Origin of the sequence: Marilutibacter maris, from assembly GCF_003233695.1 — a bacterium.
Taxonomy (GTDB): Bacteria; Pseudomonadota; Gammaproteobacteria; order Xanthomonadales; family Xanthomonadaceae; genus Marilutibacter; species Marilutibacter maris.
In genome coordinates this window covers 1,036,329-1,060,618 of the sequence record NZ_CP029843.1, presented here as the reverse complement: position 1 = coordinate 1,060,618, position 24,290 = coordinate 1,036,329, and the positions used below count along the sequence as shown (strand labels likewise).

The window sequence follows — 24,290 nt, the reverse complement described above, 5'->3', positions numbered from 1 at the left end:
TCCCAGTCACGCCCACGATCCCTGTGGCATCCTGCGCGCCCCCGGCCCAACGGCTCTCGACACCAGGAGGCTCCCGCAGTGCTTCGCGTTCTCGTCCCGCTCATGCTCGCCACCGTCGTGGCGCCCACGGCCCACGCCGCCGACATGAGGCTCTCCGACGCCATCTATGCCCTCGCGTACAGCGGCGACGGCAGCCGGCTGGCCGCTGGAGGCCTGGATGGCGAGATCAAGGTCTGGGAACTTTCCGGGAATGCACTGGTGACGGAGACGGCGGTCGAACAGACGGTCGCTGCGATGAGCCTGTCGCACGATGGCCGCCGCCTGCTTGCCAACCAGGAGGGCATGGATCCCCGGGCCAGTCTCATCGATGTCGATACCGGACAGATCAGCCAGCAATACATGCTGGGCACGAGAAGCCGATCGTATGTCAGCCTCGGCAGCAGCATCGGATTCTCGCCCGATGGCGCACGGGTCATCCTGGGCAACACCACCGCCAGCGGTGCCGGCATCTTCGATACCGACAGCGGTGAGCTCGTCGCCCGCTTCGATGGCGGCAAGCCGCGGCAAGGCGATTGCGCCATCAACGATGGCTGGAGCACCCTGGTCTGCACCTACGACGGGCCGTCCGGCTTTCGCACGGAGGGCCATGCCGAGCTGACGATGTGGAACGTAGCCAGCGGCGAGCAGATCGCCGACTTCTCGCTGGAGCCGTTGAGAGACGCGGGGAACGTCCGCTTTCTCGATGAGCGTCGCATCGTTGTCGGTGATTCGTGCATGAACGATACCGGATGCGGCGTAGCCGTGGTCGATCTGGAAACACAGACCATCACCCGCCAGTTCAATCCGCTGATCGAGCCCGGCGAGGAAGTCGGGAAGTTCAACCAGCCCCTGGTGCAGGCCATCGCCATCAGCGCGGACGGCAAACGCATCGCGGCCGGGGACGAATGGGGGCGCTATGCCGTGTGGCGGCTGGCGCCACTGGAGTTGCTGGGCATCGGCAAGGTCTCCGAGCAGCGGATACGCGCGGTCGCCCTGTCCCCCGACGGCCGGCATGTGGCCGTGGCCGGCGACGATGGGCAGGTGCACGTCAGGCCGGTCCACGGCGACTGACGCGATCGCCACGCCAGCGGACGCGACCGCGTCCGCCGCACTCGTCGCAGGTGGAGACCATGACCGTCCGCGACAACGCCTGCGCCCCGTTCCTCGCCTCGGAGCCCCGTCTTGAAGCCAATGCAAATCGACATGCGCCGCAGCCTGGCGGCGATCGCCCTGTCGGCCTGCCTCGTCCTGCAGTTGGGCGGATGCGTCACCACCGGATCATCATCGGCCCGGTTCGAAGGACTGGGCGATCTGCCCGGTGGGAAGTTCGCCTCTTTCGCCGCAGCCGTATCCGCGGACGGGAGCACCGTGGCCGGGCAAGGCAGCGTCGCGGATGGCAGGACCGAAGCATTCCGCTGGGCCGGCGGGCGGATGCAGTCGCTGGGCGTGTCGCAGCCGGGCGCATCGTCGCTGGCCGAAGCGATTTCGGCAGACGGCTCCACGATCGTGGGCACCCGCTTCTTCCCCACCGGCGCATCGCCTTCGCAGGCCGTTGTCTGGAGGGATGGAACGCTCCACGGATTGAATGGTTTCCCGTGCGGCGACCTGGGCTGCAGCGCGTCCGGCGTTTCCGGCGACGGCTCGATCGTGATCGGGCAAAGCCGGTGGCGGAACGGCGAAAGGGAGCGGGCGTTCCTGTGGACGCGGGAAGACGGCATGCAGGACCTGCAGGAACTGATCGAAAACCGACACGGCGCCGACCTGCGCGCCTGGGTGCTGGGCCGCGCGGAGCATGTTTCGGACGACGCTACCGTCATCGCGGGCCTGGGACTGTGGAACGACACGGCCTACGACGCCTATCGCTGGGTCGAGGGCGGATCTGGCGAGGTGTCCCTGTCCGGCCTGGGATCGGTGGGCACCCTCTCTCCGGAAGGCTTCGCACTGGCGGGCAACATCGGCACCCGGTTCGCACGCTCCGGGGATCTGGTGCTATGGACGGACCGGGAAACGGCGGTGCTGTCGGTCGCCGACGGCGGGCCTCCGTTCATCGCCGAGGGCATGTCCTCATGCGGAACGACGGTGGTCGGATTCGGGGATTTCGGCGACGGCGAAGAGGCGTTCCTGTGGACCGCTGCCGATGGCATGCAGCGCCTGAAGACGGTGCTTGAAACGGACTACCGCCTGGACCTGACAGGCTGGACCCTGCGCAGGGCGGAGGACACGTCCAACGACGGCAGCGTGATCGTCGGCTCGGGTATCAACCCCGACGGCAACCACGAGGCATGGCGAGCAGTCCTGCATGGCGGGAAGTCCGGATCGGAAATGACGCGCGCCACGCAGCGGGAGGCGTGCGGGAAATGACCGGCGCCACCGGGACGACAGCAATCGCGGGACCGGCTCCGTAGGAGCGGCGTGAGCCGCGATCCCCGGGCCGCGCCCGGACATCTCCCAAAGTCTGCGGCGCAAACCTTGGGCCCCGCTGTTGCGCTTCCTCCCCCCATCCGCATCTGCGATGCGAGTCGCCTCTCCCTGGGGGCCGGGTCCGTCCCATATCGCATCTCGTAGGAGCGGCGTGAGCCGCGATGGTTTCATGGGAGGGCCCCGGGATCGCGACTTAGCCGCTCCTACCGAAAGCCTGCGCGGCCGGCGCCTACAAGGTCAGCGTCTGGGTCAGCTCGATCCAGCTCGGCGGCAGCGGCCAGTCGGCCTCGGCATTGCCCTCCAGCACCCGTCGCACGTCGTGGCGGTCGATCTGCGGCGCGATCGCGTGGATCAGCTCCAGCGCGTAGTCGCGCGACACCCGCGAGCGCGGCAGCACCGCCCAGGCGATGCATTCGGGAACCGCCGCCGGCGCCGGCAGCACCACCAGGTCGGCCGCCTCCTGCACGCCCAGCGCCATCTCCGCCAGCAGGCCCACGCCCATGCCGGCGCGCACATAGGTCTTGATCAGATCGGCGTCGCGCGCGGTCATCGCCAGTTGCGGCTCGACGCCCTCGCCGGCGAAGGCCCGCTGCAGCGACGACTCCGGACGGATCGAGGATTCGTAGCTGACCAGTGGATGGCGCGACAACTCGATCAGGGTCGGCGCGCGGCCGATCGTGGCCAGCGGATGCGACCGGGGCACGATCACCTTGCGCTGCCAGCGGAACAACGGCACCGCCAGACCGCCGTCGGGCACCTGGCCGGCGGTGCTGAGCACGGCCAGATCGGCGGCACCGTGGGCAAGCTGTTCCAGCACCTCGCCGTCGGCGACCGGCTCCAGGTGCACGCTGATGCGCGGATAGGCACGCTTGATGCTCGCGATCGCGCCCGGCAACACATGGCGGGCCTGGGTATGGGTCGTGGCCAGCACCAGCCGGCCGACGTGCTCGCCGCGCTCGTTGGCCGCATAGGCGCGGATGTTGGCGGCTTCCTCCAGGATCCTGCGCGCATGCGCGATCACCCGCTCGCCGGCCGGCGCCACCGCCTCCAGGCTGCGGCCGCGGCGCATGAACAGCTGGAACCCCAGCTCCTCCTCCAGCTGCTTGAGCTGTTTGGACAAGCCCGGCTGGGTCGCGTGCACGCGCTCGGCAGCCAGGGTGATGTTGAGGCCGGCATCGACGATGGCAACAAGGTAGCGGAGCTGGGTCAGGGTCATCGCAGATCGGGTCCGGTGATGTCGGCCGTTGATGCCGAGGGCCGGCGTCCGGGCGTGTTCGGCGCCGTGCGCTGGCCTGGAGCACGGGCACGAGACCACCCGCCATGGCTGCCAGTGAAGCTAGCCCAAGCGCCATGACCCGTCCAGCGTGGCGCCCGCTATCGCTTATGACCGCTGGGCATGGTTGCCGGTCGATTGCTCATTTCCCCTCGCCGGGTCGGGGTCCTAGCGTCTGGGGTCCGCACTGCCGACACCCGCTCTCCCGATGTCCGCTCGTCACACCCCCTCCAACCCGCGAACGCCCCGCCAGGAGCCGGCCGCCGCACGCACGCCGGCGCTGTTCCCGTTGTTCCTGGACCTGCAGGACCGCCGCGTTCTCGTGGTCGGCGGCGGGGCGGTCGCACGGCGCAAGATCGAGGCCCTGCGCGCGGCCGGCGCCCGTGTCGTGGTCGGCGCGCCCGAGCTGGAGCCGGCGATCGCGCAACGGGTCGACGACGGCGACATCGAGCACCTGGCCGCGTCCTTCGATCCGGCCTGGCTCGACGACGTCTGGCTGGTCGTCGCCGCCACCGACGACGCGGCCGTCAACCGCGCGGTCGCCGCCGCCGCCGAATCGCGACGCCTGTGGGCGAACGTGGTCGACGATGCCGAACTGTCGAGCGTGCAGGTGCCGTCGCGGGTCGAACGCGGCCGCCTGCAGGTCGCGATCTCCAGCGGCGGTGGCGCGCCGATGCTGGCCCGGCACCTGCGCGAACGGCTTGAGACCCAGCTCGACGAATCGCTGGGCGAGCTGGCGGAACTGCTGACCGTGCAGCGCGAACGGATCCGCCGGCGCTGGCCCGATATCGGCGCGCGCCGCACGTTCTTCGAGCGCCTGCTCGCCGGCCCGGTACCGCAGCGACTGCGCCGCGGCGACAGCGCCGGCGCGCGACGCGCATTCGAGCAGGCGCTTGCCGAAACCGCTCCCGTGCCCACCGGCAGCGTCGCCCTGGTCGGCGCCGGGCCCGGCGATCCGGGCCTGCTGACCCTGCGCGGCCTGCGCGTGCTCAACGAGGCCGACGTGATCCTGCACGACCGCCTGGTCAGCCGCGAAGTGCTGGCCCTGGCCCGCCGCGACGCCGAGCTGATCGAGGTCGGCAAGAAGGTCGGCGGCAATCACGACGCCACCCAGTCGCGCATCCACGCGCTGCTGGTCGAGCATGCCCGCGCCGGCAAGCGCGTGGTGCGACTCAAGGGCGGCGACCCGTTCGTGTTCGGCCGCGGCGGCGAGGAGCTGGAGGTCCTGCACGCGCACGGCATCGATTTCGAAGTCGTGCCCGGGATCACCGCCGCGGTCGCCTGCGCCGCCTATGCCGGCGTGCCGCTGACCCATCGCGACCACGCCCAGTCGGTGCGCTTCGTGACCGCGCTCGGCCGCGACGGCGGCGACCCGATCGACTGGCCGGCGCTGGCGCAGGAGCGGCAGACCCTGGCCTTCTACATGGGCGTATCCGGGCTGGAGCGCGTGCGCGACCGGCTGATCGCCCATGGCCGCAGCGCCGACACCCCATTCGCCCTGGTCGAGAACGGCACCCGCGCCCGCCAGCGGGTGGTCGTCGGCACCCTCGCACAGTTGCCGCAGACCGCCGCCGCGCACGCGGTACAGGCACCGGCGCTGTTGATTCTGGGTGAAGTCGCCGCCTCGGCCTCGGTACTACACTGGTTCGGGCCCGCCCCGCTGCGCCTGGAAGACGCGCCCGACGCCGCCGCCATTCCCTGGGCGGCCTGAGCCCGGGAGACCCGTGCCCACGGCCGCAGCCGGTCCCGGAGCACGTCATCCCTGAGGCCCGCCCCCGTTCCGTTCTCCCCATCCCGTCACCGGAGCACACCATGGCCCTGTACGACAGCATCCTCGACACCGTCGGCAGCACGCCGATCGTCAAACTCCATCGCATCGCGCCCCGCCACGTCAGCCTTTACGCCAAGGTCGAGTCGTTCAACCCCGGCGGCTCGGTCAAGGACCGGCTGGCGCTGGCGATCATCCTCGACGCCGAACGCAAGGGCCTGCTCAAGCCCGGCCAGACCGTGATCGAGGCGACCAGCGGCAATACCGGCATTGCCCTGGCGATGGTCTGCGCCGCGCGCGGCTATCCGTTCGTCGCGGTGATGACCGAGACCTTCTCGATCGAGCGCCGCAAGCTGATGCGCGCCTACGGCGCCAGGGTGATCCTGACCCCGGCCGCCGAGCGCGGCAGCGGCATGGTGCGCAAGGCGCAGGAACTGGCCGACAAGCACGGCTGGTTCCTCGCCCGCCAGTTCGAGAACGAGGCCAACCCGGCCTATCACCGCCAGACCACCGGCCCGGAGATCCTCAGCGACTTCGCCGGCCGGCGCCTGGACTATTTCGTCAGCGGCTGGGGCACCGGCGGCACCATCACCGGCGCCGGCGAGGTGCTCAAGCTGGCGCGTCCCGACATCCAGGTGATCGCCAGCGAACCGGCCGGCGCGGCGCTGCTGTCGGGCAAGGAATGGCAGCCGCACAAGATCCAGGGCTGGACCCCCGACTTCCTGCCGGACGTGCTCAGCCGCACCATCGCCGACCAGATCCTGCCGATCGCCGACGAGCTCGCCCGCGACACCTCACGCCGGCTGGCGGCCGAGGAAGGCGTGTTCGTCGGCATCTCCGCCGGCGCGACCGCCGCCGCCGCGCTGCAGGTGGCCGAGAAGGCGCCGGAGGGCTCGGTGATCCTGGCGATGCTGCCGGACACCGGCGAGCGCTACCTGTCGACCTTCCTGTTCGAGGGCATCGCCGAAGGCTCCGACGACGAGTGGCTGGCCGCCCAGGGCTGACTCCCACGCCTGCAGCGCAGGCCACGACTGGAGGCTTGCGCAGCTCCCACGGGACGCCGACGTTGTGAGTGGATTTCGTAGGAGCTGCGTCAGCGGCGACCGGGGCCTTCCCGGGAACGATATCCGGCTACGCCCGGATATCTCCCAAAGTTTGCTTCGCAAACCTTGGGCCCCGCCGTTGCGCTGCCCCCCATTCGCACCTGCGGCGCGAATCGCCCCCTGACTCAGGGCTCCGCGCCCGCGCTGCGTGGTCGTCGGGCGTTTATGCTGTGCGTTCCGGAAACAGCCTACCCTCCCGCATGACCGATACCGACGCGCGCGCCCACGACCGCCTGGCCTGGGCCCGCGCCGCCACCGGGGATCCCGGCCTGGAACTGGAGCGCGCGTCGTTCGACGCCGGCCATCGCAGCTACTGGCGGACCCTCGGGTCGGCGCCGAGCCGGGGCCTGACGAGCCAGAGCCTGACGAGCCTGATCCTGATGGATGCGCCGCCCGGGCTGGAGGACGTGCGGCCGTGGCTGCGCGTCCACGCCCTGCTCGAACACGGCCGCGTGCGCGTACCGGCGGTGATCGCCAGCGACGACGCGGCCGGTTTCCTGCTGCTGGAGGACCTCGGCGGCCCAACCCTGGCCCAGATCATCGATGCGGACAGCGCCGATGCCCACTTCGACGCCGCGATCGAACAACTGTTGCGGCTGCAGCGGATCGCGCCGCCGGCCGACCTGCCGGTGTTCGGCGAGGCCCTGTTGCAGCGCGACGCCGGCCTGTTCGAGGAGTGGTTCCTGCGCCGTCACCTCGGGGTGAATCTTGATTGCGCCGACGCCGAACGGCTGCAACTGGTCCAGCGCCGGCTGATGGACAACGCGCTGGCCCAGGCGCGGGTGCTGACCCATCGCGACTACATGCCGCGCAATCTGATGCCGGTCGCCGGCGGCCCGGCGGTGCTGGACTTCCAGGACTGCGTGTCCGGGCCGATCGCCTACGACCCGGTCAGCCTGTTCAAGGACGCCTTCCTCGACTGGCCGCTGGCGCGGGTGGACGGATGGCTGGCGCACTACCACGCCCGCGCCCTGGACGCCGGTCTGCCGGTACCGCCGCTGGAACGCTTCCTGCGCGATGCCGACTGGCTCGGGGTGCAGCGCCACCTGAAGATCCTCGGCATCTTCGCCCGCCTCCATCACCGCGACGGCAAGTCGCGCTACATCGCCGACGCGCCGCGCTTCATCGCCTACCTAGACGAGGTGCTGCCGCGGCATGCCCCGCTGCAGCCGCTGCGCGAGCTGCTCGACGAGGCGATACGTCCCGCCTTCGAGCGCATGCCGGACGCGTCCGCGACGACGGGCGACGGCGCATGAAGGCGCTGATCTTCGCCGCCGGCCTGGGCGAGCGCATGCGCCCGCTGACCGAACGCACGCCCAAACCGTTGCTGAGCGCCGGCGGCAAGCCGCTGATCGTCTGGCACCTGGAGAAGCTCGCCGCCTGCGGCATCCGCGACGTGGTGATCAACACCAGTTGGCTGGCCGAACAGTTCCCGCGGGCGCTGGGCGACGGTGCACGCTGGGGCCTGCGCCTGCACTACGCCTACGAAGGCGCGACGCCGCTGGAGACCGGCGGCGGCATGCTCCACGCACTGCCGCTGCTGGCCGGGACCTCCGACGCCGACGCGCCCTTCCTGCTGGTCAACGGCGATGTCTGGACCGACTACGACTTCGCCCGCCTGCCGCGCGAGCCCGACGGCCTCGCCCACCTGGTGATGGTCGACCGCCCGGCCCACGCGACCCACGGCGACTTCGCGCTCGACGAGGACGGCCGCGTGCGCGCCGACGGCGTGCACCGGCTCACCTATGCCGGCCTGGGGGTCTACCGTCCGCGCCTGCTGGACGGCTGGCAGAAGCGGGTCGGCGATTGCGCGCATGTCGACGGCAAGCCGCGGTTCCGTCTCGCCCCGGTGCTGAAGGCGCACATGGGCGCGGGCCTGATCGGCGGCGAGCACCACCGTGGCGGCTGGACCGACGTCGGCACCCCGCAACGCCTGGCCGAACTCGACGCCCGCCTATCGGCCACGCCTTCGGGCTGAGCGCCTGCCTACCACCTCTGCGTAACCGACAGGCGCCACAGGGGCGCTGAGGGCATCACGCGGCCGATGCGGCGGGTGTGCGACGGTTTCCCTGTCCCAGCCGTACAGGTCCATCATGGATCAGGCCGTGACTCACCTCGTCGACGAACCCGAATTGCTGCGCAAGGCCCGCTGGGGCAATCGCAAGGCATTCGCCGAACTGTACGCCCGCCATGCCGACGCCGTGCATGCGCTGGCGCTGCGCCTGACCGGCGACCCGGCCGCGGCCGAGGACCTGACCCACGATGCCTTCGTCAAGATGCTGCGCTTCATCGGCAGCGTCCGCAGCGACCGGCCGGTACGGCCGTGGCTGAAGAAGGTGGTCGCCAATGCCGCAATCGACCGGCTGCGCCACGAGCACCGCCACCTCTATGTCGACACCGGCGACGAGGGCCCCGACAGCGAGCTGTGGGCCGGCCCCGACGCCGACCCCTCCGGACAGGTGGACGCGACCGCACTGCTGCAACGGCTCAGCCCGCAGGCCCGTACCCTGGTATGGCTGCACGAGGTCGAGGGCTGGTCGCACACCGAGCTGGCCAAGCGCTTCGGGCGCACGCCGAGCTGGTCGAAGTCGCTGCTCGCGCGCGCGCTGACCCGGCTGCGTGAGACGCTGGACGCCCCCTCCGACACCGGCCCCCCCGAACAGGAACAGGAACGACAACAGGACCCGATCGAACCCCGGACCCACCGTACTGTCAGATGAGCATGCCGATGAACGACCACGACCCCCTGCTGCGTCGCCACCTGCGCGCCCTGCCCGATCCCGCGGCACCGGCCGGCCTGCGCGAACGTGTGCTGGCCGCGCACGGACATCGCCGCCTGGCGATCCACGGCGCCACCGGCATCGCCGCGGCCGTGGTGTCGGTGGCGCTGATCCTGCCGGTGCTGCCGTCAGTCGAGCAGGCGCCGCCGAGCGCACGACGGGCCGCGCCGCCTGCAGCCGCGCATGGCCACGCGGCGACCGCGCGCCTGCGCGCGATCGACCGCGCCCTGCAAGCCGCCTACGAACGCGGCGCCAGCGATGACGAGATCGCACCGCTGTGGCGGGTCCGCGAATCGCTGGTGTCGTCGCTCGCCTCCACGACCGACGCCGGTAATCCATCCTGATGCCCACCATGCCGCGATTGATCCGCCGCCTTCCGTGCGTGCTCCTGGCGCTCGGGCTCGCGCCCGCCGCCGCCTCCGGGCTGCCGCCGTCGGCGACCGCGACACTGTTGCCCGCCACCCTGGCGATGGCCAGCGGCGGCAACGCGCTCGACGCCGTGGTCGACGTCCGCCGTCCGCATGCGGACGGCCTGATGGTGATGGCGGTGACCCCCGGTGGCAGCGGCGACCGCATCGGCCTGCGGGTCGGCGATCGCATCCTGGCGGTCAACGACCGCCCGCTGACCGGCACCCTGGAGCCGTCGAAGGTGATGAACGAGGCCCTGGCCACCCGGCGCGACCTGGAACTGCGGGTATCCCGCGACGGCCGCGAGCTGACCCTCAGCGGTACCGCGGCCGCGGACACCGCCGCCGCGGTGGCGCCGGGCTGCGGCTACGTCACCAACCGCGGCACCCTGCCGCACGTCAGCGACCGCCTGCACCCGGTCGAGATCCTCGACATCGACGGCCGCGGCCGCCCGGTCGACGCCAACCGCCATCGGCTCGAAGCCGGCCTGCACGTGGTGATCGTCGGCGAGCGCATCGAGGACATCCGCTTCGACCCGCTGCAGCAGGCCCAGCGCTCGCGCATGCGCTCGCGCGAAGGCGCGCGCGCCGGCAAGGCGCTGGTGGTCGATGTCCGGCCCGGCGTGCGCTACCGGCTGGGCGCGCGCTTCCTCGACCGCAATCTCAGCAGCCGCGCGATCAGCGAGAACGCGTACTGGGAACCGCTGGTCTGGCAGGAGGTCGAGGACGCCTGCGACTAGCCGAGCGTCGGACGGGCCACGCTCACCGCGCCCGTGCGCGGGTAGGGAATGGGATGCGGGAAAACGCCGGATCGGAGCGCGTCCGACCGCCGGCGGCTCAGTCCAGGCCGAGGCTGTCGCCCAGCGCCTGGCGCAGGAACGGTACGGTCAACCGGCGCTGCGCCGCCAGCGAGGCACGGTCGAGCCGGTCCAGCAGCGCGGTCAGTCCGCTCAGATCGCGTCCGGCCCGCTTCAGCAGCCAGTCCAGCGCGGCCGCCTCCAGCACCAGTCCACGCCGCTGCGCACGCTGCGACAGCACCGCGCGGCGGCCGTCGTCGTCGAGCGGCTCCAGCACCACGCGCGCGCATTGCGACAACCGCGAACGCAGGTCCGGCAGGCTCAACGCCAGCTCGGCCGGATTGCCGCGCGCGGCGTACAGCAGGCAGGCGCCGGACGCGCGTGCGCGGTTGTGCGCATCGAACAGAGCGACCTCGTCCTCACGCCGTCCGGCGACCGCCTCCAGTCCGTCCAACGCGACCAGGTCGTTGCCTTCCAGCGCCTGCAACGCATCGCCCAGACGCCCTGCCGCGGCCTGCAGCGGCAGGAACGCGACCCGCCGACCGGCCGCCTCGGCGGCGGCACAGGTCGCCAGCATCAGGTGGGTCTTGCCGACTCCGGCCGGGCCGGCCAGGTACAGCCAATCGCGACCGCTTCCGGCGGCGATCGCCTGCAACTGCGCCAGCACTCCGTCCGGCGCGCCGATATAGGTCTCGAAACGCTGGTCCGGCGGGTAGCGCAGCGCCAACGGCAACTGCGGACCGGTCACCCGCGATCCTGCCCTTCGTCGTCCCCGGCGACCGTGCCGACGCCCGTCTCGCGCTCGGTCGCCAGCGCGCTGGCCGGCACTCCGGTGTCGCCAAGACTGGCGACCACCACCGGCACCGCGCCGGGCTCGGCCACGCCACCGGCCTGCTCGCCGGCGTACAGGCGGCTGTGGGTATAGCGCTCCTGCGCGTACCGCAGCAGCACGTTGGCGACCGCCGCGACCGGCAGCGCGATCAGCATGCCGAGGAAGCCGAACAGCTGGCCGCCGGCCATGATCGCGAAGATCACCGCCATCGGGTGCAGGCCGATCCGGTCGCCGACGATCCTCGGGGTCAGCACGTAGCCCTCCAGCATCTGGCCGAGCACGAACACGCCGGCGACCATCAGCACCAGGGTGAAGTCGCCGTCGGGCTGGATGAATGCGGCCACCAGGCCCAGCACCACACCGGTCGCGGTGCCCAGATAGGGCACGAAGCTGATCAGCCCGGCGACGATGCCGATCAGCAGGCCGACCTTCAGGCCGACCACGCTCAATCCGATCGCGTAGATCGCGCCCAGCGCCAGCATCACCAGGATCTGGCCGCGCAGGAACGCCGACAGCACCTCGTTGGACTCGTGCGCCAGGCGCCCGACCGTACCGATATGGTTGCGCGGCACCAGCGCGGCGACCCGCTCGACCAGCTTGTCCCAGTCGCGCAGGAAGTAGAAGGTCAGGATCGGCAGCAGCACGATGTTGGCGACCCAGGCGACCACCGCGATGCCGGAGCGCGACACGTAGCCGAACAGCGAAGCGGCGACGCCGCCGGCCTCCTGCCAGTGGCTGCGCGCCAGCTGGATCAGCGCCTGCGGATCGAGCCAGCCGACCAGCTCGATGCCGGTGCGCTGCTCGACCCACGGCAACGCGGTCTCCAGCAGCCAAGTCTGCGCCTTCGGCAGCAGCTCGATCACGGTCATGATCTGGCGCTCGATCATCGGCACCAGGATCAACAGCGCCAGCACCAGCAGCAGTGCCATCAGGGTGAACACCAGGGCGACGGCGACATTGCGCGAGCGCCCGGATCGCTCGATCCGATCGACCAGCGGATCGCCGAGCCAACCCAGCAGCGCGCCCAGCACGAACGGCGTCAGGATCGGCCCCAGCGCCCACAGCAGCCACAGCAGGGCCAGCGCCAGCGCGCCCCATTGCAGCCGCTTGAGGAAGCGGGCGATATCGTCGAGCGATTCCATCGATTGCATCAGCGCACCAGATAGACGTCGGGAGCCGGCGTCTCGGTGCCGCTCTCGTCATCGGGGTCGGTGTCGATCACCGGGCCCGGCTCGGTCGGCATCGTGGGCGACGCGGGTTGCAGGGCGACCAGCACGTCGCCGTCGTCGACCATCCGCTTCAGCCCCGGCAGCCCGGTCAGCAGCTCCAGTTCGAGCACGATGCTCTCGGCATCGGCGTGCAGCGGCTTGATCGCGCGCACCACCGCCAGCTTCTGCAGGTAGCCGGACAGGCGCATGTAGTCCTCGCTGCTGTCGAGGCCGCGGAAGGTGACCGCATAGTTGCCGGCCGGGCCCACCGCGCTGCGCTTGGCATAGCGCTTGGTCAGGGCGTCGGCGGCACCGTCGGCGCCGGTGGCCATCACCATGCGCGCGTCTGCGCCGCTCTCCGACCAGCGCGCCAGCACCCGGCCACGGTCGACGAAGATCCAGTCGGCGGCCCAGCCGCCATTCCTGCGGTACAGCTTGCCGATCAGCTGCATCGGCGGGCTGTAGCGCTGCGAGGCGCGGGCGACGGCGGCGGTATCGCCACGCCAGATCGCACCGACCACCGCGTGCTCGGCGGCGCTGCCGCCGGGCAGGCCGAGCCGGTAGCCGCGCTGCACCGCACGGTCCAGCACCGAGCGCGCGGCATTGGCCTTCGACAGGCCGACCAGGCGCGGGCCGCTGCCGTCGTCGATCGCCAGCCACAGCACCGGCTTGGGCCGTGGCGCCGGCCACACCGGAATGCCCAGGGTCGAGGCCAGCGCATCGACGCCGTCCTCGTCGTAGCGCGCCACCAGCAGGGTCTGGTACCTCGGGGCGCCGCTGGAGGAGATGCTCTCGTCCTGACGGTAGTCGTAGCCGGTCACGAACTCCTCGGCCCGGCGCAGTTCCTGACCCACGCCCGGGCGCGAAGCCGCCGAGCGATCGCCCGAGAGCTTGCCGAGCACCTGCGCCAGGCCGCGCGCGAACGCCGACTTGCGCTCGGCCTCGCCCTGGCCGCGCACGACCACTTCGGCGGTGTAGATGTCGCCGGCACTGGCGCGGTCGCCCTCGACGCGCTGCGCCGCCGCCGGGCCCGCCAGCAGCAACAGCAGCAACAGGATTGGGGTGGTCCGGATCGCGGACCGGGACAGGTGGAAGGCCGTACGCAGGGCGCCAGTCATGCAGGTTTCGCCGTCTGGATTACTATCGGAATGCCTGGAATGGTGCCGCAGCCGGGCCGGTACGTCCATCGACAGCGTCGATCGAACCGCCGCCACGCCCGCCGCCACGCCACGCCCGATACGCGACTGCCGCGCGTGCGACTGCTAAAATTGCCGTCCTTGCCGCCCTTCGCGACCGTACCGTGACTCCCACTCCCCTGACCTACCGCGACGCCGGCGTCGACATCGACGCTGGCAACGAGCTCGTCGAGCGCATCAAGCCCCTGGTCAAGCGCAGCTTCCGGCCCGAGGTGATGGGCGGCCTGGGCGGCTTCGGTGCGCTGTTCGACCTGTCCAACAAGTACAAGGAGCCGGTGCTGGTGTCCGGCACCGACGGCGTCGGCACCAAGCTCAAGCTGGCCCAGCAGCTCGGCCGCCACGACACCATCGGCATCGACCTGGTCGCGATGTGCGTCAACGACGTGCTGGTGCAGGGCGCCGAGCCGCTGTTCTTCCTCGACTACTTCGCCACCGGCAGGCTCGACATCGACACCGCCGCCGCGGTGGTCGGTGGCATCGCCCGCGGCTGCGAGGAGTCCGGCTGCGCGCTGATCGGCGGTGAAACCGCCGAGATGCCGGACATGTATCCGCCGGGCGAGTACGACCTGGCCGGCTTCTGCGTCGCCGCGGTCGAGAAATCGAAGCTGCTCGATGGCGGCCGCACCGGCGACGGCGACCTGCTGATCGGCATCGCCTCGTCCGGCCCGCACTCCAACGGCTACTCGCTGATCCGCAAGATCTACGAGCGCGCCGGCAGCCCGGCCGGGCATGCCCTGGCCGACGGCCAGACCCTCGCCGACGCGCTGATGGCGCCGACCCGGCTGTACGTGAAGCCGGTGCTGGAACTGCTGTCCGCGCACGCCGAAGCGATCCACGCGATGGCGCACATCACCGGCGGCGGCCTGACCGAGAACATCATCCGGGTGATCCCCGACGGCCTGGGCATCGACGTCGATGCGTCCAGCTGGCCGCTGCCGCCGGTGTTCGAGTGGCTGCAGCGCGAGGGCGCGGTGCCGGCCGAGGAGATGTGGCGGACCTTCAACTGCGGCATCGGCTTCGTACTGGCGGTGGCGCCCGCCGACGCCGCCGCGGTCGAGGCCGACCTGGCGCGCCTGCAACTGCCGAGCTGGCGCATCGGACGGGTGACCCGGGCCAACGGCGATTCCCGCGTCAAGATCGGCTGAACGCATGCGCCGGATCGCCGTGCTCGCCTCCGGGCGGGGCAGCAACCTGCAGGCGCTCATCGATGCGATCGCCGCCGGCAGGCTTGCCGCGGAAGTGGTCGGGGTGTTCTCCGACCGCGCCGGTGCCGGTGCGCTGGAACGGGCCCGAGCCGCCGGCATTGCGGCCGTGTCGCTGCGCCCACGGGACTTCGACTCCCGTCCCGCCTTCGATGAAGCGCTGTTCAGCCGCATCGACGGCGTTCAGCCCGACCTCATCGTCTGTGCGGGATACATGCGACTGCTGAGCGAACACGTCGTCGAGGCGCGGGCAGGTCGCATGATCAACATCCACCCATCGCTGCTGCCGGCCTTCAAAGGCCTGCACACCCACCAGCAGGCGCTGGACGCCGGTGCGACCGAGCACGGCGCCAGCGTGCATTTCGTCACCGCCGAGCTGGACGGCGGCCCGGTGATCGCCCAGGCGCGGGTGCCGGTGCTGCCCGGAGACGATGCCGCGCGCCTGGCCGAGCGCGTGCTGGCGCGCGAGCATCCGCTGCTGCTGGCCACCGTCGGCGCCCTGGTCGAGGGCCGGGTGCGACTGCTGGCCGGCCGGGTCGCCGATCGCGGTCGACCGCTGGCCGCACCGCTGCAACTTGGCGATGACGACCGCCTGCTAGGCTGACCGCCGGTCGTCGCGCGTCGCCCCCGTCGCGCCAGGACGCCAACCACTTCCAGACGCCTCCTCCCCCGGACCCCACATGCCCCGCCTTCCCGCCCGCGCCATCGTCGCCCTGCTCTCCGTTGCCCTGGCCGCCATGGCGCCGGTGACGGACGCGCATGCCGCCGCGCCGGTCGCGGCCCCGGACTCGACCGCATCGGCCGCGCCCGAACCGGCACCGGCACTGGAACCCTTCATCGCCCGCTACGAGGTCCTCAACGGCGGCCACACGCTCGGCAATGCGACCCTGCAGGTGGTCGAACTGGATGCGCCGCGCTGGCGCGTCGACCTGACCATGGGCGGCCGCGGCCTGTTCAGGCTCGCCGGCATCAACGCCGAGCAGAGCACGGTGTTCGAGGACACCGCCGCGGGCTTCCTGCCGCTGAGCCAGGCCACCGTGCGCAAGACCCTGTTCACCCGCAAGCGCACCACCGGCAGCTATGACTGGCAGGCCCGGCAGGCGCTGTGGAGCGGCGACATCAAGGAATGGCGCCAGCGCCCGGTTCCGCTGCAACCCGGCGACATGAGCGGCCTGTTGATCAATCTCGCGGTGATCCGCGACGCCGAGCCGGGCAAGACCCTGCACTATCGCTATGTCGACAACGGCCGTGCCCGCCCCCATGTCTATCGGGTCGACGAGGCGCTGGAAGGCGTCCGCGTCGGCGAACTCAGCTACAACGCGATGCGGGTGACCCGGCTGCCGATCGAGGACGGCGCGCCCGACAACGAAGAGACCGTGATCTGGGTGGTCGAGGGCGTGCCGACGCCGGTCCGCATGCTGCAGCGCGAGGACGGCGAGGACACCTACGACCTGCGCCTGATCGATTACGGAACCGCCGAATGAAGCGACGGTCTTCCGCCATGGACGGAGTTTCCGCGGACCCGGCCGGCTGTCGTCGGCCACCGCGAGCGCGGGTCCGGGCCGATGCCGGCCCCGCGATGCCCGAACGCCCCCGGAAGACGGGCGCCCGGGCCCCAATGACAACGGGAGTGCGATAGATGAACCCTGCACCGAACCTGTACAAGCGACTCAAGCCGATCGCCGGCCTCGCCCTGACCGCGATGCTGGCGGCGGGTGCGCTGCTGCCGGCCCGCGCGATCGAGCCGTTCACCGCCGACTACAAGGCCAGCTTCATGGGCATGGAGGCGAACGGCCAGATGATCCTCGCCCGCGATGGCCAGGACCGCTGGCGCTACAGCCTGAACGTGCGCAACGCGCTGGCCGACCTCAGCCAGGTCACCGTGTTCGAGATCAAGGATGGCCAGTGGCGTCCGCTCACCAGCAACGACACCAACAAGGTGCTGGTCAAGCGCTCGCGCAAGAGCGCGACCTACGACTGGTCGCGTGGCGAGGCGCGCTGGAGCGGAGACGTGAAGCCCGACCGCGCCGGCCCGATCGCACTGCGTCCCGGCGACATGGATGCGCTGCTGATCAATCTGGCGATCGTGCGCGACCTCGCCGCCGGCCAGCCGTTGCGCTATCGCATGGTCGACGACGGTCGGGTCAAGCAACTGGACTACACCACCGCCGGCCGGGAAACCATCGACATCGATGGCCAGGCCCGCACCGCGACCAAGGTGGTCAGCGACGACGGCCGCCGTCAGACCACCGCCTGGGTGGTCGAGGGCCTGCCGGTGCCGGCGCGCATCGTCCAGCGCAACAAGAACGGCGACGCGCTGGAACTGACCATCCAGTCGCTGCGCTGATCGTCACGGCGGGGCCGCGGGAGTCGGCCCCTGCCGGTCGGTCCGCCTGGGTCGACTCGGCCGGATCGACTCAGCCAAATCGAATCAACTGATCCTGCGAATGCGGGCACCCAGCCCCGACAGCTTTTCCTCGATGTTCTCGTAACCGCGATCGAGGTGGTAGATGCGGTCGATCGTGGTCTCGCCATCGGCGACCAGGCCGGCCAGGATCAGCGAGGCCGAGGCGCGCAGGTCGGTCGCCATCACCGGCGCGCCGCTGAGCCGCTCGACCCCGCGCACGACCGCGGTGTGGCCATCGACGCGGATGTCCGCGCCCAGCCGCAGCAGCTCGTTCACGTGCATGAAGCGGTTCTCGAAGATCGTCTCGTTGATCACCCCGACCCCGTCGGCGACGCAGTTCAGCGCCATGAACTGCGCCTGCATGTCGGTCGGAAAACCCGGGTGCGGCGCGGTGGTGATGTCGACCGCGCGCGGCCGCTTGCCGCCCATGTCGAGGCTGATGCGATCGCCGTCGACCTCGATCGCGGCGCCGGTGTGGCGCAGCTTGTCGATCACCGCGTCGAGCGTGTCCGGACGCGCGCGTCGGGCGGTGATGCGGCCGCCGGTCATCGCCGCCGCGACCAGGAAGGTGCCGGTCTCGATCCGGTCCGGCACCACCGAATGGCGGCCGCCGTGCAGGCGTTCGACGCCCTCGACCACGATCCGGTTGCTGCCGGCGCCCTCGATGCGCGCGCCCAGCGCCTTCAGGCACTCGGCCAGGTCGACGATCTCCGGCTCCATCGCCGCGTTCTCCAGCACGCTGGTGCCCTCGGCGAGGGTGGCGGCCATCAGCACGTTCTCGGTGGCGCCGACGCTGACCATGTCGAACACGCAGCGCGCGCCCTTCAGCCGCTCGGCGCGGGCCTTGATGAAGCCGTTCTCGACGCTGATCTCCGCGCCCAGCGCCTGCAGGCCCTTGATGTGCTGGTCGACCGGGCGCGAACCGATCGCGCAACCGCCGGGCAGCGACACCTCGGCGTGGCCGTAGCGGGCCAGCAGCGGCCCCAGCACCAGCACCGAAGCGCGCATGGTCTTGACCAGCTCGTAGGAGGCAACCTGGCTGTGGACCGTGGTCGGGTCGACGGTGATGCCGTACTGCTCGTCGATGGTGATGCCGGCGCCGAGTTCGCCGAGCAGCTTCACCGTGGTGACGACGTCGTGCAGGTGCGGGACGTTGCTGATTTCCACCGGCCCATCGGCCAGCAGGGTCGCGCACAGGATCGGCAGGACCGCGTTCTTGGCGCCGGAAATCTGGACTTCACCGGTGAGCGGGCGCCCGCCCTGGACAACGATTTTCTGCATGGGGGTTCCGGTTCGGGGCCGCTCAGGCGGCTTCTTCGGGGGTCAGGGTCTTCAGCGACAGGGCGTGGATCTCGCCGCCCATGCGTTCGCCGAGGGTCGCGTAGACCAGGCGGTGGCGGGCCAGCGGCAGCTTGCCGCGGAAGGCCTCGCAGACCACGGTGGCCTCGAAATGAACGCCGTCGTCGCCGCGCACGTCGGCGCGGGCACCGGGCAGGCCCTGTTCGATCAATGACTGGATGGTGGCGGGGGTCACGGGAAATCCTTGCGAATGCAGGCTTGGCGGAAATGGAGCGTAACGGGAAGCGATGGCGGTCCGAGCATCTGATGAAGCGTGGCTGCGCGCCGATGCGCGGCCGCGGGGCACTCACGGGCAATCGCGCCGGGAACCGCCTAGAATTGGCGGCTTAGCCTAGCCCAATCCCCTCCCGTCATAAATCCCGGCCGCGCGCCGGTTCACCTGCCGATGGCCGCATCCCCTTCCACTGCAAGTCCCCTCGCCCCGGTTACCGACGACGGCCTGGCCGCCTGCGGGCGCCGCGTCTTCGAGATCGAGGGCCAGGCGCTGGCCGCGGTCGCCGACCGGGTCGGGGCCGAATTCGCCGCCGCCTGCCGGCTGGTGCTGAACGCGTCCGGCCGGGTGGTCTGCACCGGCATGGGCAAGTCCGGCCACGTCGCCCGCAAGATCGCCGCGACCCTGGCCTCGACCGGCACCCCGGCGTTCTTCGTCCACCCGGGCGAGGCCGGGCACGGCGACCTGGGCATGGTCACCGACGCCGACGTGGTGCTGGCGCTGTCCAATTCCGGCGAGAGCGACGAGGTGCTGATGCTGCTGCCGGTACTGCGTCGCCAGGGCAATCCGCTGATCGCGATGACCGGCCGTCCCGGCTCGACCCTGGCCCGCGAGGCCGACATCCACCTGGACGTCACCGTGCCGGCCGAGGCCTGTCCGCTGGACCTCGCCCCGACCTCCAGCACCACCGCCGCGCTGGCGATGGGCGATGCGCTGGCGGTCGCGCTGCTGGAGGCGCGCGGCTTCACCGCCGACGATTTCGCCCGCTCGCACCCGGCCGGCTCGCTCGGCCGGCGCCTGCTGCTGCACATCACCGACGTGATGCACGCCGGCGACGACGTGCCGCGGATCGGCGCCGACGCCACCGTCAGCCAGGCCCTGGTCGAGATCACCCGCAAGCGGCTGGGGATGACCGCGATCGTCGACGGCGATGGCCGCCTGCTCGGCCTGTACACCGACGGCGACCTGCGCCGCAGCCTCGACGACGCCGCGGTCGATCTGCGCGCGACCCGGATCGGCGACGTGATGACCCGTGCGCCCAAGACCATCGGCGCCGACGCGCTCGCGGTGGAGGCGGCGCGGATGATGGAGACCCACAAGATCAGCGGCCTGCTGGTGGTCGATACCGACAACCGCGTCGTCGGCGCCCTCAACATTCACGACCTGTTGCGGGCGCGGGTAGTTTAAAGACGGATACGTGGCGGAAAGGGCCGGAAACGGGCAAGCGCTCTTCACCCTCTCCCGCTTCTCGCTCCTCGCTCCACCTCTCATTCCTCACTTCTCACCTCCCTCTCCTCGCTTCATGCCCTACAGCCACCTCAACGACTACCCCGCCGACATCCGCGAACGCGCCGGGCGCATCCGCCTGGTCTGTTTCGATGTCGACGGCACGCTGACCGACGGCCACCTCGGCTTCGACAGCGAGGGCCGCGAGTTCAAGGCCTTCCACGTCCACGACGGCATGGGCCTGGTGATGCTGCGCAAGTCCGGGATCGCCGTGGCCTTCGTCACCGCGCGTGCCAGCGCGGTCGCCGAACAGCGCGCCGACGAGCTCGGCGTGGAGGCCCACACCGGGGTCAAGGACAAGCTCGCCTGCGTGCGGGAGATCGCCGCGCGCCTGGGGATCGGCCTGGACGAGGTCGCCTTCATGGGCGACGACCTGCCGGACCTGAAGGTGATGCCGCACGTCGGCCTGTCGGCGGCGCCGGCCAACGCCCACCCCTGGACCCGCGAGCGCGTCCACTGGCGCACCTGCGCGGCCGGCGGCCACGGCGCGGCCCGCGAGTTCTGCGACCTGCTGCTGGCGGCGCAGGGCCACGCCGAGACGCTGTTGAACGACCTCACCGGCGCCGGCGGCGACGGAACCCGGGCATGAGCTGGCGCAGCCTCGTCACCGTGGTCCTGTTCGCCGGCGTCCTTGCCAGCGGCTGGGTGCTGTGGCACCAGCGCGGCGGCGACACCGCGCCGGCCACCGCCGCGGAACTGCCCGACTACATCCTCAACGACTTCGAGCTGATCGCCCTCGACGCCCAGGGCCAGGAGTCGTTCACCCTGCGCGCTCCGCGGCTCGCGCGCGACCCCGGCACCAAGACCCTCGACATCGAGACCCCGCTGTTCCTGATTCCGCCCGCCGCCGACAGCCAGGGCGGCGCCTGGGAGGTGCGCTCGAAGACCGCCTGGGTCAGCGAGAGCGGCGACGAGATCCGCCTGCGCGGCCAGGTCCAGGCCGACGGCGCCGATTCCGGCGGCAGCCCGGTGACCATGCGCACCGAACAGATGGACGTGTTCCCGGAGGCCAAGCGGGCGGTCTCGCCGGTTAAAGTGACGCTCACCCAGCCCGGGCTCATAATGAACGGTCGTCAGCTCGAGGCCGACCTCGAGCGCAACCGGATCACCCTCAAGGACACCCGCTCCCGATATGAGAACACCGAACGCTAGCCGCGCCGCACTGACGCTGGCCGCGCTGTTCCTGGCCACGCTGTCCCTGGCCGCGCTTCCGGCCGGCGTGCAGGCGCGCTCGTCGGACCGGGGCAAGCCGATGCTGATCAACGCCGACGATGCCGACCACGCGCTGGACGAGAGCCAGCCGACCGTGCTCAGCGGCAACGTCGTGATCACCCAGGGCACGCTCGACATCCGCTCGGCCCGCGCCGACGTCACCACCCGCAACAACGAACCGACCCGGGTCGTGCTGACCGGCAGCCCGGCCCGGCTCAAGCAGGAGATGGACGACGGCAGCCCGTTCTCGGCCAATGCCAGCCGGATCGTCTACGACCTGACCTCCGACACGGTCACCCTGACCGGCAACGTGACCGTGAACCAGCGCGGCAACACCATGAACGGCCCGCGCGTGGTCTACAACATGAAGACCGGCCGGGTACAGGCCTCCGGCACCGGCACCGGTTCCGGGAACGGTCGCGTCAGCATGCGCATCGAACCCAAGAACCCGACCCCCGCCGACGAGTCGGGGAACGACTGATGCTGGTCGCCGAGGGCCTGCGCAAGGCCTACCGTTCGCGCGAGGTGGTCAAGAACTTCGGTCTGACCCTGGACGCCGGCGAGGTGGTCGGCCTGCTCGGACCCAACGGCGCCGGCAAGACCACCTGCTTCTACATGATCGTCGGCCTGATTCCGGCCGACGCCGGCCGCATCGAGCTGGACGGCAAGAACATCACCGCCGAGCCGATGTACGCGCGCGCCAAGTACGGCGTCGGCTACCTGCCGCAGGAGCCGTCGGTGTTCCGCAAGCTCGATGTCGCCGACAACATCCGGCTGGTGCTGGAACTGCGCGAGGACCTCGACAAGGCCGGTCGCGAACGCGAGCTGGCCAGCCTGATGGACGAGCTGCAGGTCACCCACGTCGCCGACCAGCTCGGCGCCAGCCTGTCCGGCGGCGAGCGCCGGCGCGTCGAGATCGCCCGTGCGCTGGCGGCGCGACCGCGCCTGATCCTGCTAGACGAGCCGTTCGCCGGCGTCGACCCGATCTCGGTCGGCGAGATCCAGCGAATCGTGCGCCACCTCAAGAATCGCGGCATCGGGGTGCTGATCACCGACCACAACGTGCGCGAAACCTTGGGAATCTGCGACCGCGCGTATATCCTCAACGACGGTGGCGTGCTCGCGCAGGGGGCTCCGGACACGCTGCTGGCGAATCCGGACGTGCGCCGCGTGTACCTGGGGGAAACCTTCCGTCTCTGATGCGGGGTCCCCGGTTGCCGGCGGCGCGACGCCCCGGCACGACCGCGGGGAGCGCGCATTGACGGCGCATCGCCTCGCGGCGGCGGGGGCGCAACGGCCGGGCGCCTGCCCCAAGCCCGACAGCCCGCGATCCCGACAAGGCCATGAAGCCCCGCCTCCAACCCTCACTCGGACAGAATCTGGTCATGACGCCGCAGCTGCGTCAGGCGATCCGGTTGCTGCAACTGTCCGCCGCCGAGCTGGAACTGGAGCTGGCCGACGCGATCGAGACCAACCCCCTGCTCGACTGGACCGAGTCGTCGACCGAGGTCGGCGCCGATGGCGATCCGGCGACCGAGGCCGGCACGCACGAGACCCGGGGCGAGGACGTACAGGTCGAGGCGGTCGACGAGTGGGCCCCGGGCGACGGCGAGCCCTGGTACGAACGGGTCGGCCCCTCCGACGGCGGCCACGACGACCACGCCGCCGAGCAGGTCGCCAGCGACGACACCCTGCACGACCACCTGCTGTGGCAGTTGCACCTGAGCCACCTGTCGCCGCGCGACCGCCGCATCGGCGTGATCGTGATCGAGGCGATCGAGGACGACGGCTATCTGCGCGAACCGCTGGACGCGATCGCGGCGTCGCTGGCGCCGGACATCCAGGCCAGCGAGGAGGAAATCCTCACCGTGCTGCACACGATCCAGCGTTTCGACCCGGTCGGGGTCGGCGCGCGCGACCTCGGCGAATGCCTGCGCCTGCAGCTGGAGCCGATGGCGGACGACACCCCCGGCAAGGCGCTGGCGCACCAGTTGGCCAACGGGCCGTTGCAGCGCCTGGCCCGGGTCGGCGTCGAGGGCCTGGCCCAGGAAATGAAGCTCGATCCGGGCGAGGTCGAGGTCGCGGTGCAACTGCTGCGCTCGCTCGACCCGCGTCCCGGCTCGCAGGTCGGCGGCACCGGCAACGACACCTACGTCGCCCCGGACGTGGTGATCTGGCGCCAGCACGGGTTGTGGCGGGTCTCGCTGGCCGAGAGCATGCGCCCGCGCATCTCGATCCACCGCGGCTACGAGGGCATGATCCGCGGCGCCAGCGCTTCCGACGCCAGCTACCTGCGCGGCCACCTGCAGGAAGCGCGCTGGCTGCTCAAGAGCCTGGAGGCGCGCGGCGAGACCCTGCTCAAGGTCGCCCAGTGCCTGATCCGCCAGCAGGCCGGCTTCCTGGAGTTCGGCGACAGCGCGCTGCGTCCGCTGACCCTGCGCGAGGTCGCCGCCGAGGTCGGCCTGCACGAATCCACCGTCTCGCGGGCGATCGCCCGCAAGTACGCGCGCACCCCGCGCGGCACCATTCCGCTGCGCGGCTTCTTCGCCTCCGGGGTCAGCAACGACAGCGGCGGCGAGTCCTCCAGCACCGCCATCCAGGCGATGATCCGCGGGCTGATCGATGCCGAGGATCCGCGCAAGCCGCTGTCCGATGCGCGCCTGGCCGAGACCCTCAAGACCTCCGGGGTCAGCGTGGCCCGGCGCACGGTCGCCAAGTACCGCGAGGCGATGAACATTCCATCGTCTCAGGATCGCGTGAGAATAGGCTGAGCGCGCCCGCCCGCCGG

At 71.0% G+C, this 24,290-nt stretch carries 25 protein-coding genes; 19 read left to right on the top strand and 6 right to left on the bottom strand.

Going from position 1 to position 24,290, the window contains the following annotated elements; translation table 11 throughout:
- Positions 1-102 precede the first annotated feature (102 nt).
- Both C9I47_RS04785 and C9I47_RS04780 read left to right on the top strand, forming a co-directional pair.
- The gene (locus C9I47_RS04785) at positions 103-1,110 is read left to right on the top strand and encodes a WD40 repeat domain-containing protein (RefSeq protein WP_190238609.1); all 1,008 of its coding nucleotides are present in this window, start codon (positions 103-105) and stop codon (positions 1,108-1,110) included.
- 120 nt (positions 1,111-1,230) lie between these two features.
- Complete coding sequence (locus tag C9I47_RS04780) at positions 1,231-2,400, top strand: hypothetical protein (RefSeq protein ID WP_111265736.1); 1,170 nt, start codon at positions 1,231-1,233, stop codon at positions 2,398-2,400.
- Between the two features lie 289 nt (positions 2,401-2,689).
- Here the strand turns inward: C9I47_RS04780 and C9I47_RS04775 are convergent, their stop codons facing one another.
- Entirely contained in the window at positions 2,690-3,676 is a 987-nt protein-coding gene (locus C9I47_RS04775) for a LysR family transcriptional regulator (protein WP_111265735.1), read from the bottom strand.
- A 265-nt stretch (positions 3,677-3,941) separates the two neighbouring features.
- On the opposite strand from C9I47_RS04775, the gene cysG reads away from it, so the two are divergent.
- From cysG to C9I47_RS04740, 7 genes are all read left to right on the top strand, one after another.
- Positions 3,942-5,444: a siroheme synthase CysG gene (cysG, locus tag C9I47_RS04770; RefSeq protein ID WP_111265734.1), complete on the top strand. Its 1,503-nt coding sequence runs from the start codon at positions 3,942-3,944 to the stop codon at positions 5,442-5,444.
- Between the two features lie 101 nt (positions 5,445-5,545).
- Entirely contained in the window at positions 5,546-6,505 is a 960-nt protein-coding gene (gene cysK / locus C9I47_RS04765) for a cysteine synthase A (protein WP_111265733.1), read from the top strand.
- A gap of 299 nt (positions 6,506-6,804) precedes the next feature.
- Positions 6,805-7,860, top strand: a complete 1,056-nt coding sequence (locus tag C9I47_RS04760) for an aminoglycoside phosphotransferase family protein (RefSeq protein WP_111265732.1) — start codon at positions 6,805-6,807, stop codon at positions 7,858-7,860.
- The gene (murU, locus tag C9I47_RS04755; RefSeq protein ID WP_111265731.1) at positions 7,857-8,582 is read left to right on the top strand and encodes an N-acetylmuramate alpha-1-phosphate uridylyltransferase MurU; all 726 of its coding nucleotides are present in this window, start codon (positions 7,857-7,859) and stop codon (positions 8,580-8,582) included. Before C9I47_RS04760 ends, murU begins: the two co-directional genes overlap by 4 nt.
- Before the next feature lie 127 nt (positions 8,583-8,709).
- Positions 8,710-9,324, top strand: a complete 615-nt coding sequence (locus tag C9I47_RS04750) for an RNA polymerase sigma factor (RefSeq protein ID WP_190238608.1) — start codon at positions 8,710-8,712, stop codon at positions 9,322-9,324.
- Positions 9,325-9,332: 8 nt separating this feature from the next.
- Complete coding sequence (locus tag C9I47_RS04745; RefSeq protein WP_145985424.1) at positions 9,333-9,728, top strand: hypothetical protein; 396 nt, start codon at positions 9,333-9,335, stop codon at positions 9,726-9,728.
- An 8-nt stretch (positions 9,729-9,736) separates the two neighbouring features.
- The gene (locus C9I47_RS04740) at positions 9,737-10,531 is read left to right on the top strand and encodes a PDZ domain-containing protein (RefSeq protein ID WP_190238607.1); all 795 of its coding nucleotides are present in this window, start codon (positions 9,737-9,739) and stop codon (positions 10,529-10,531) included.
- Positions 10,532-10,628: 97 nt separating this feature from the next.
- Here C9I47_RS04740 and hda read toward each other — a convergent pair whose 3' ends face one another.
- Genes hda through C9I47_RS04725 form a run of 3 tightly spaced genes read right to left on the bottom strand, consistent with a single transcriptional unit; the run spans position 10,629 to position 13,746 of the window.
- Complete coding sequence (gene hda / locus C9I47_RS04735; RefSeq protein WP_111265727.1) at positions 10,629-11,336, bottom strand: DnaA regulatory inactivator Hda; 708 nt, start codon at positions 11,334-11,336, stop codon at positions 10,629-10,631.
- Positions 11,333-12,562, bottom strand: a complete 1,230-nt coding sequence (locus C9I47_RS04730) for an AI-2E family transporter (RefSeq protein ID WP_211371838.1) — start codon at positions 12,560-12,562, stop codon at positions 11,333-11,335. Before C9I47_RS04730 ends, hda begins: the two co-directional genes overlap by 4 nt.
- An 8-nt stretch (positions 12,563-12,570) precedes the next feature.
- The gene (locus C9I47_RS04725; RefSeq protein WP_111265726.1) at positions 12,571-13,746 is read right to left on the bottom strand and encodes a DUF2066 domain-containing protein; all 1,176 of its coding nucleotides are present in this window, start codon (positions 13,744-13,746) and stop codon (positions 12,571-12,573) included.
- 197 nt (positions 13,747-13,943) lie between these two features.
- Between C9I47_RS04725 and purM the strand changes: the two genes are divergently transcribed.
- The 4 genes from purM (at position 13,944) to C9I47_RS04705 (ending at position 17,373) form a co-directional block, all read left to right on the top strand.
- Positions 13,944-14,969, top strand: a complete 1,026-nt coding sequence (gene purM / locus C9I47_RS04720; protein WP_111267965.1) for a phosphoribosylformylglycinamidine cyclo-ligase — start codon at positions 13,944-13,946, stop codon at positions 14,967-14,969.
- A gap of 4 nt (positions 14,970-14,973) precedes the next feature.
- On the top strand, positions 14,974-15,630 hold the full coding sequence (purN, locus tag C9I47_RS04715; protein ID WP_111265725.1) for a phosphoribosylglycinamide formyltransferase: 657 nt from the start codon (positions 14,974-14,976) through the stop codon (positions 15,628-15,630).
- A gap of 76 nt (positions 15,631-15,706) precedes the next feature.
- On the top strand, positions 15,707-16,510 hold the full coding sequence (locus C9I47_RS04710; protein ID WP_111265724.1) for a DUF3108 domain-containing protein: 804 nt from the start codon (positions 15,707-15,709) through the stop codon (positions 16,508-16,510).
- Between the two features lie 155 nt (positions 16,511-16,665).
- Positions 16,666-17,373 carry a DUF3108 domain-containing protein gene (locus C9I47_RS04705; RefSeq protein ID WP_407067498.1) on the top strand — a complete coding sequence of 236 codons (708 nt, stop codon included), beginning with the start codon at positions 16,666-16,668 and terminating at the stop codon, positions 17,371-17,373.
- 84 nt (positions 17,374-17,457) lie between these two features.
- Here C9I47_RS04705 and murA read toward each other — a convergent pair whose 3' ends face one another.
- Both murA and C9I47_RS04695 read right to left on the bottom strand, forming a co-directional pair.
- The gene (murA, locus tag C9I47_RS04700; RefSeq protein ID WP_111265723.1) at positions 17,458-18,714 is read right to left on the bottom strand and encodes a UDP-N-acetylglucosamine 1-carboxyvinyltransferase; all 1,257 of its coding nucleotides are present in this window, start codon (positions 18,712-18,714) and stop codon (positions 17,458-17,460) included.
- A gap of 22 nt (positions 18,715-18,736) precedes the next feature.
- Positions 18,737-18,967 carry a BolA family protein gene (locus tag C9I47_RS04695; RefSeq protein WP_111265722.1) on the bottom strand — a complete coding sequence of 77 codons (231 nt, stop codon included), beginning with the start codon at positions 18,965-18,967 and terminating at the stop codon, positions 18,737-18,739.
- 210 nt (positions 18,968-19,177) lie between these two features.
- On the opposite strand from C9I47_RS04695, the gene C9I47_RS04690 reads away from it, so the two are divergent.
- The 6 genes from C9I47_RS04690 (at position 19,178) to C9I47_RS04665 (ending at position 24,273) form a co-directional block, all read left to right on the top strand.
- Positions 19,178-20,191 (top strand): KpsF/GutQ family sugar-phosphate isomerase, encoded by a 1,014-nt coding sequence (locus tag C9I47_RS04690; RefSeq protein WP_111265721.1) that lies wholly within the window; start codon positions 19,178-19,180, stop codon positions 20,189-20,191.
- Positions 20,192-20,306: 115 nt separating this feature from the next.
- Complete coding sequence (locus C9I47_RS04685) at positions 20,307-20,879, top strand: KdsC family phosphatase (RefSeq protein WP_111265720.1); 573 nt, start codon at positions 20,307-20,309, stop codon at positions 20,877-20,879.
- Positions 20,876-21,442 (top strand): LPS export ABC transporter periplasmic protein LptC, encoded by a 567-nt coding sequence (lptC, locus tag C9I47_RS04680; RefSeq protein ID WP_111265719.1) that lies wholly within the window; start codon positions 20,876-20,878, stop codon positions 21,440-21,442. The genes C9I47_RS04685 and lptC overlap by 4 nt, the downstream gene beginning before the upstream one ends.
- Positions 21,423-21,983: a lipopolysaccharide transport periplasmic protein LptA gene (lptA, locus tag C9I47_RS04675; protein WP_111265718.1), complete on the top strand. Its 561-nt coding sequence runs from the start codon at positions 21,423-21,425 to the stop codon at positions 21,981-21,983. The genes lptC and lptA overlap by 20 nt, the downstream gene beginning before the upstream one ends.
- Positions 21,983-22,702, top strand: coding sequence for an LPS export ABC transporter ATP-binding protein (gene lptB, locus C9I47_RS04670; protein WP_111265717.1), 720 nt, complete (start codon positions 21,983-21,985; stop codon positions 22,700-22,702). The genes lptA and lptB overlap by 1 nt, the downstream gene beginning before the upstream one ends.
- Before the next feature lie 143 nt (positions 22,703-22,845).
- The gene (locus C9I47_RS04665; protein ID WP_111265716.1) at positions 22,846-24,273 is read left to right on the top strand and encodes an RNA polymerase factor sigma-54; all 1,428 of its coding nucleotides are present in this window, start codon (positions 22,846-22,848) and stop codon (positions 24,271-24,273) included.
- Positions 24,274-24,290: the final 17 nt, after the last annotated feature.

What these genes read in the sequence shown, in the direction of transcription:
- C9I47_RS04785 (WP_190238609.1), top strand. Translation starts at nt 103, where the DNA reads ATGCTCGCCACCGTCGTGGCGCCCACGGCCCACGCCGCCGACATGAGG.
- C9I47_RS04780 (WP_111265736.1), top strand. Translation starts at nt 1,231, where the DNA reads ATGCAAATCGACATGCGCCGCAGCCTGGCGGCGATCGCCCTGTCGGCC.
- C9I47_RS04775 (WP_111265735.1), bottom strand. Translation starts at nt 3,676, where the DNA reads ATGACCCTGACCCAGCTCCGCTACCTTGTTGCCATCGTCGATGCCGGC.
- cysG (WP_111265734.1), top strand. Translation starts at nt 3,942, where the DNA reads ATGTCCGCTCGTCACACCCCCTCCAACCCGCGAACGCCCCGCCAGGAG.
- cysK (WP_111265733.1), top strand. Translation starts at nt 5,546, where the DNA reads ATGGCCCTGTACGACAGCATCCTCGACACCGTCGGCAGCACGCCGATC.
- C9I47_RS04760 (WP_111265732.1), top strand. Translation starts at nt 6,805, where the DNA reads ATGACCGATACCGACGCGCGCGCCCACGACCGCCTGGCCTGGGCCCGC.
- murU (WP_111265731.1), top strand. Translation starts at nt 7,857, where the DNA reads ATGAAGGCGCTGATCTTCGCCGCCGGCCTGGGCGAGCGCATGCGCCCG.
- C9I47_RS04745 (WP_145985424.1), top strand. Translation starts at nt 9,333, where the DNA reads ATGAACGACCACGACCCCCTGCTGCGTCGCCACCTGCGCGCCCTGCCC.
- C9I47_RS04740 (WP_190238607.1), top strand. Translation starts at nt 9,737, where the DNA reads ATGCCGCGATTGATCCGCCGCCTTCCGTGCGTGCTCCTGGCGCTCGGG.
- C9I47_RS04730 (WP_211371838.1), bottom strand. Translation starts at nt 12,562, where the DNA reads ATGGAATCGCTCGACGATATCGCCCGCTTCCTCAAGCGGCTGCAATGG.
- C9I47_RS04725 (WP_111265726.1), bottom strand. Translation starts at nt 13,746, where the DNA reads ATGACTGGCGCCCTGCGTACGGCCTTCCACCTGTCCCGGTCCGCGATC.
- purN (WP_111265725.1), top strand. Translation starts at nt 14,974, where the DNA reads ATGCGCCGGATCGCCGTGCTCGCCTCCGGGCGGGGCAGCAACCTGCAG.
- C9I47_RS04710 (WP_111265724.1), top strand. Translation starts at nt 15,707, where the DNA reads ATGCCCCGCCTTCCCGCCCGCGCCATCGTCGCCCTGCTCTCCGTTGCC.
- C9I47_RS04705 (WP_407067498.1), top strand. Translation starts at nt 16,666, where the DNA reads ATGAACCCTGCACCGAACCTGTACAAGCGACTCAAGCCGATCGCCGGC.
- murA (WP_111265723.1), bottom strand. Translation starts at nt 18,714, where the DNA reads ATGCAGAAAATCGTTGTCCAGGGCGGGCGCCCGCTCACCGGTGAAGTC.
- C9I47_RS04690 (WP_111265721.1), top strand. Translation starts at nt 19,178, where the DNA reads ATGGCCGCATCCCCTTCCACTGCAAGTCCCCTCGCCCCGGTTACCGAC.
- C9I47_RS04685 (WP_111265720.1), top strand. Translation starts at nt 20,307, where the DNA reads ATGCCCTACAGCCACCTCAACGACTACCCCGCCGACATCCGCGAACGC.
- lptC (WP_111265719.1), top strand. Translation starts at nt 20,876, where the DNA reads ATGAGCTGGCGCAGCCTCGTCACCGTGGTCCTGTTCGCCGGCGTCCTT.
- lptA (WP_111265718.1), top strand. Translation starts at nt 21,423, where the DNA reads ATGAGAACACCGAACGCTAGCCGCGCCGCACTGACGCTGGCCGCGCTG.
- lptB (WP_111265717.1), top strand. Translation starts at nt 21,983, where the DNA reads ATGCTGGTCGCCGAGGGCCTGCGCAAGGCCTACCGTTCGCGCGAGGTG.
- C9I47_RS04665 (WP_111265716.1), top strand. Translation starts at nt 22,846, where the DNA reads ATGAAGCCCCGCCTCCAACCCTCACTCGGACAGAATCTGGTCATGACG.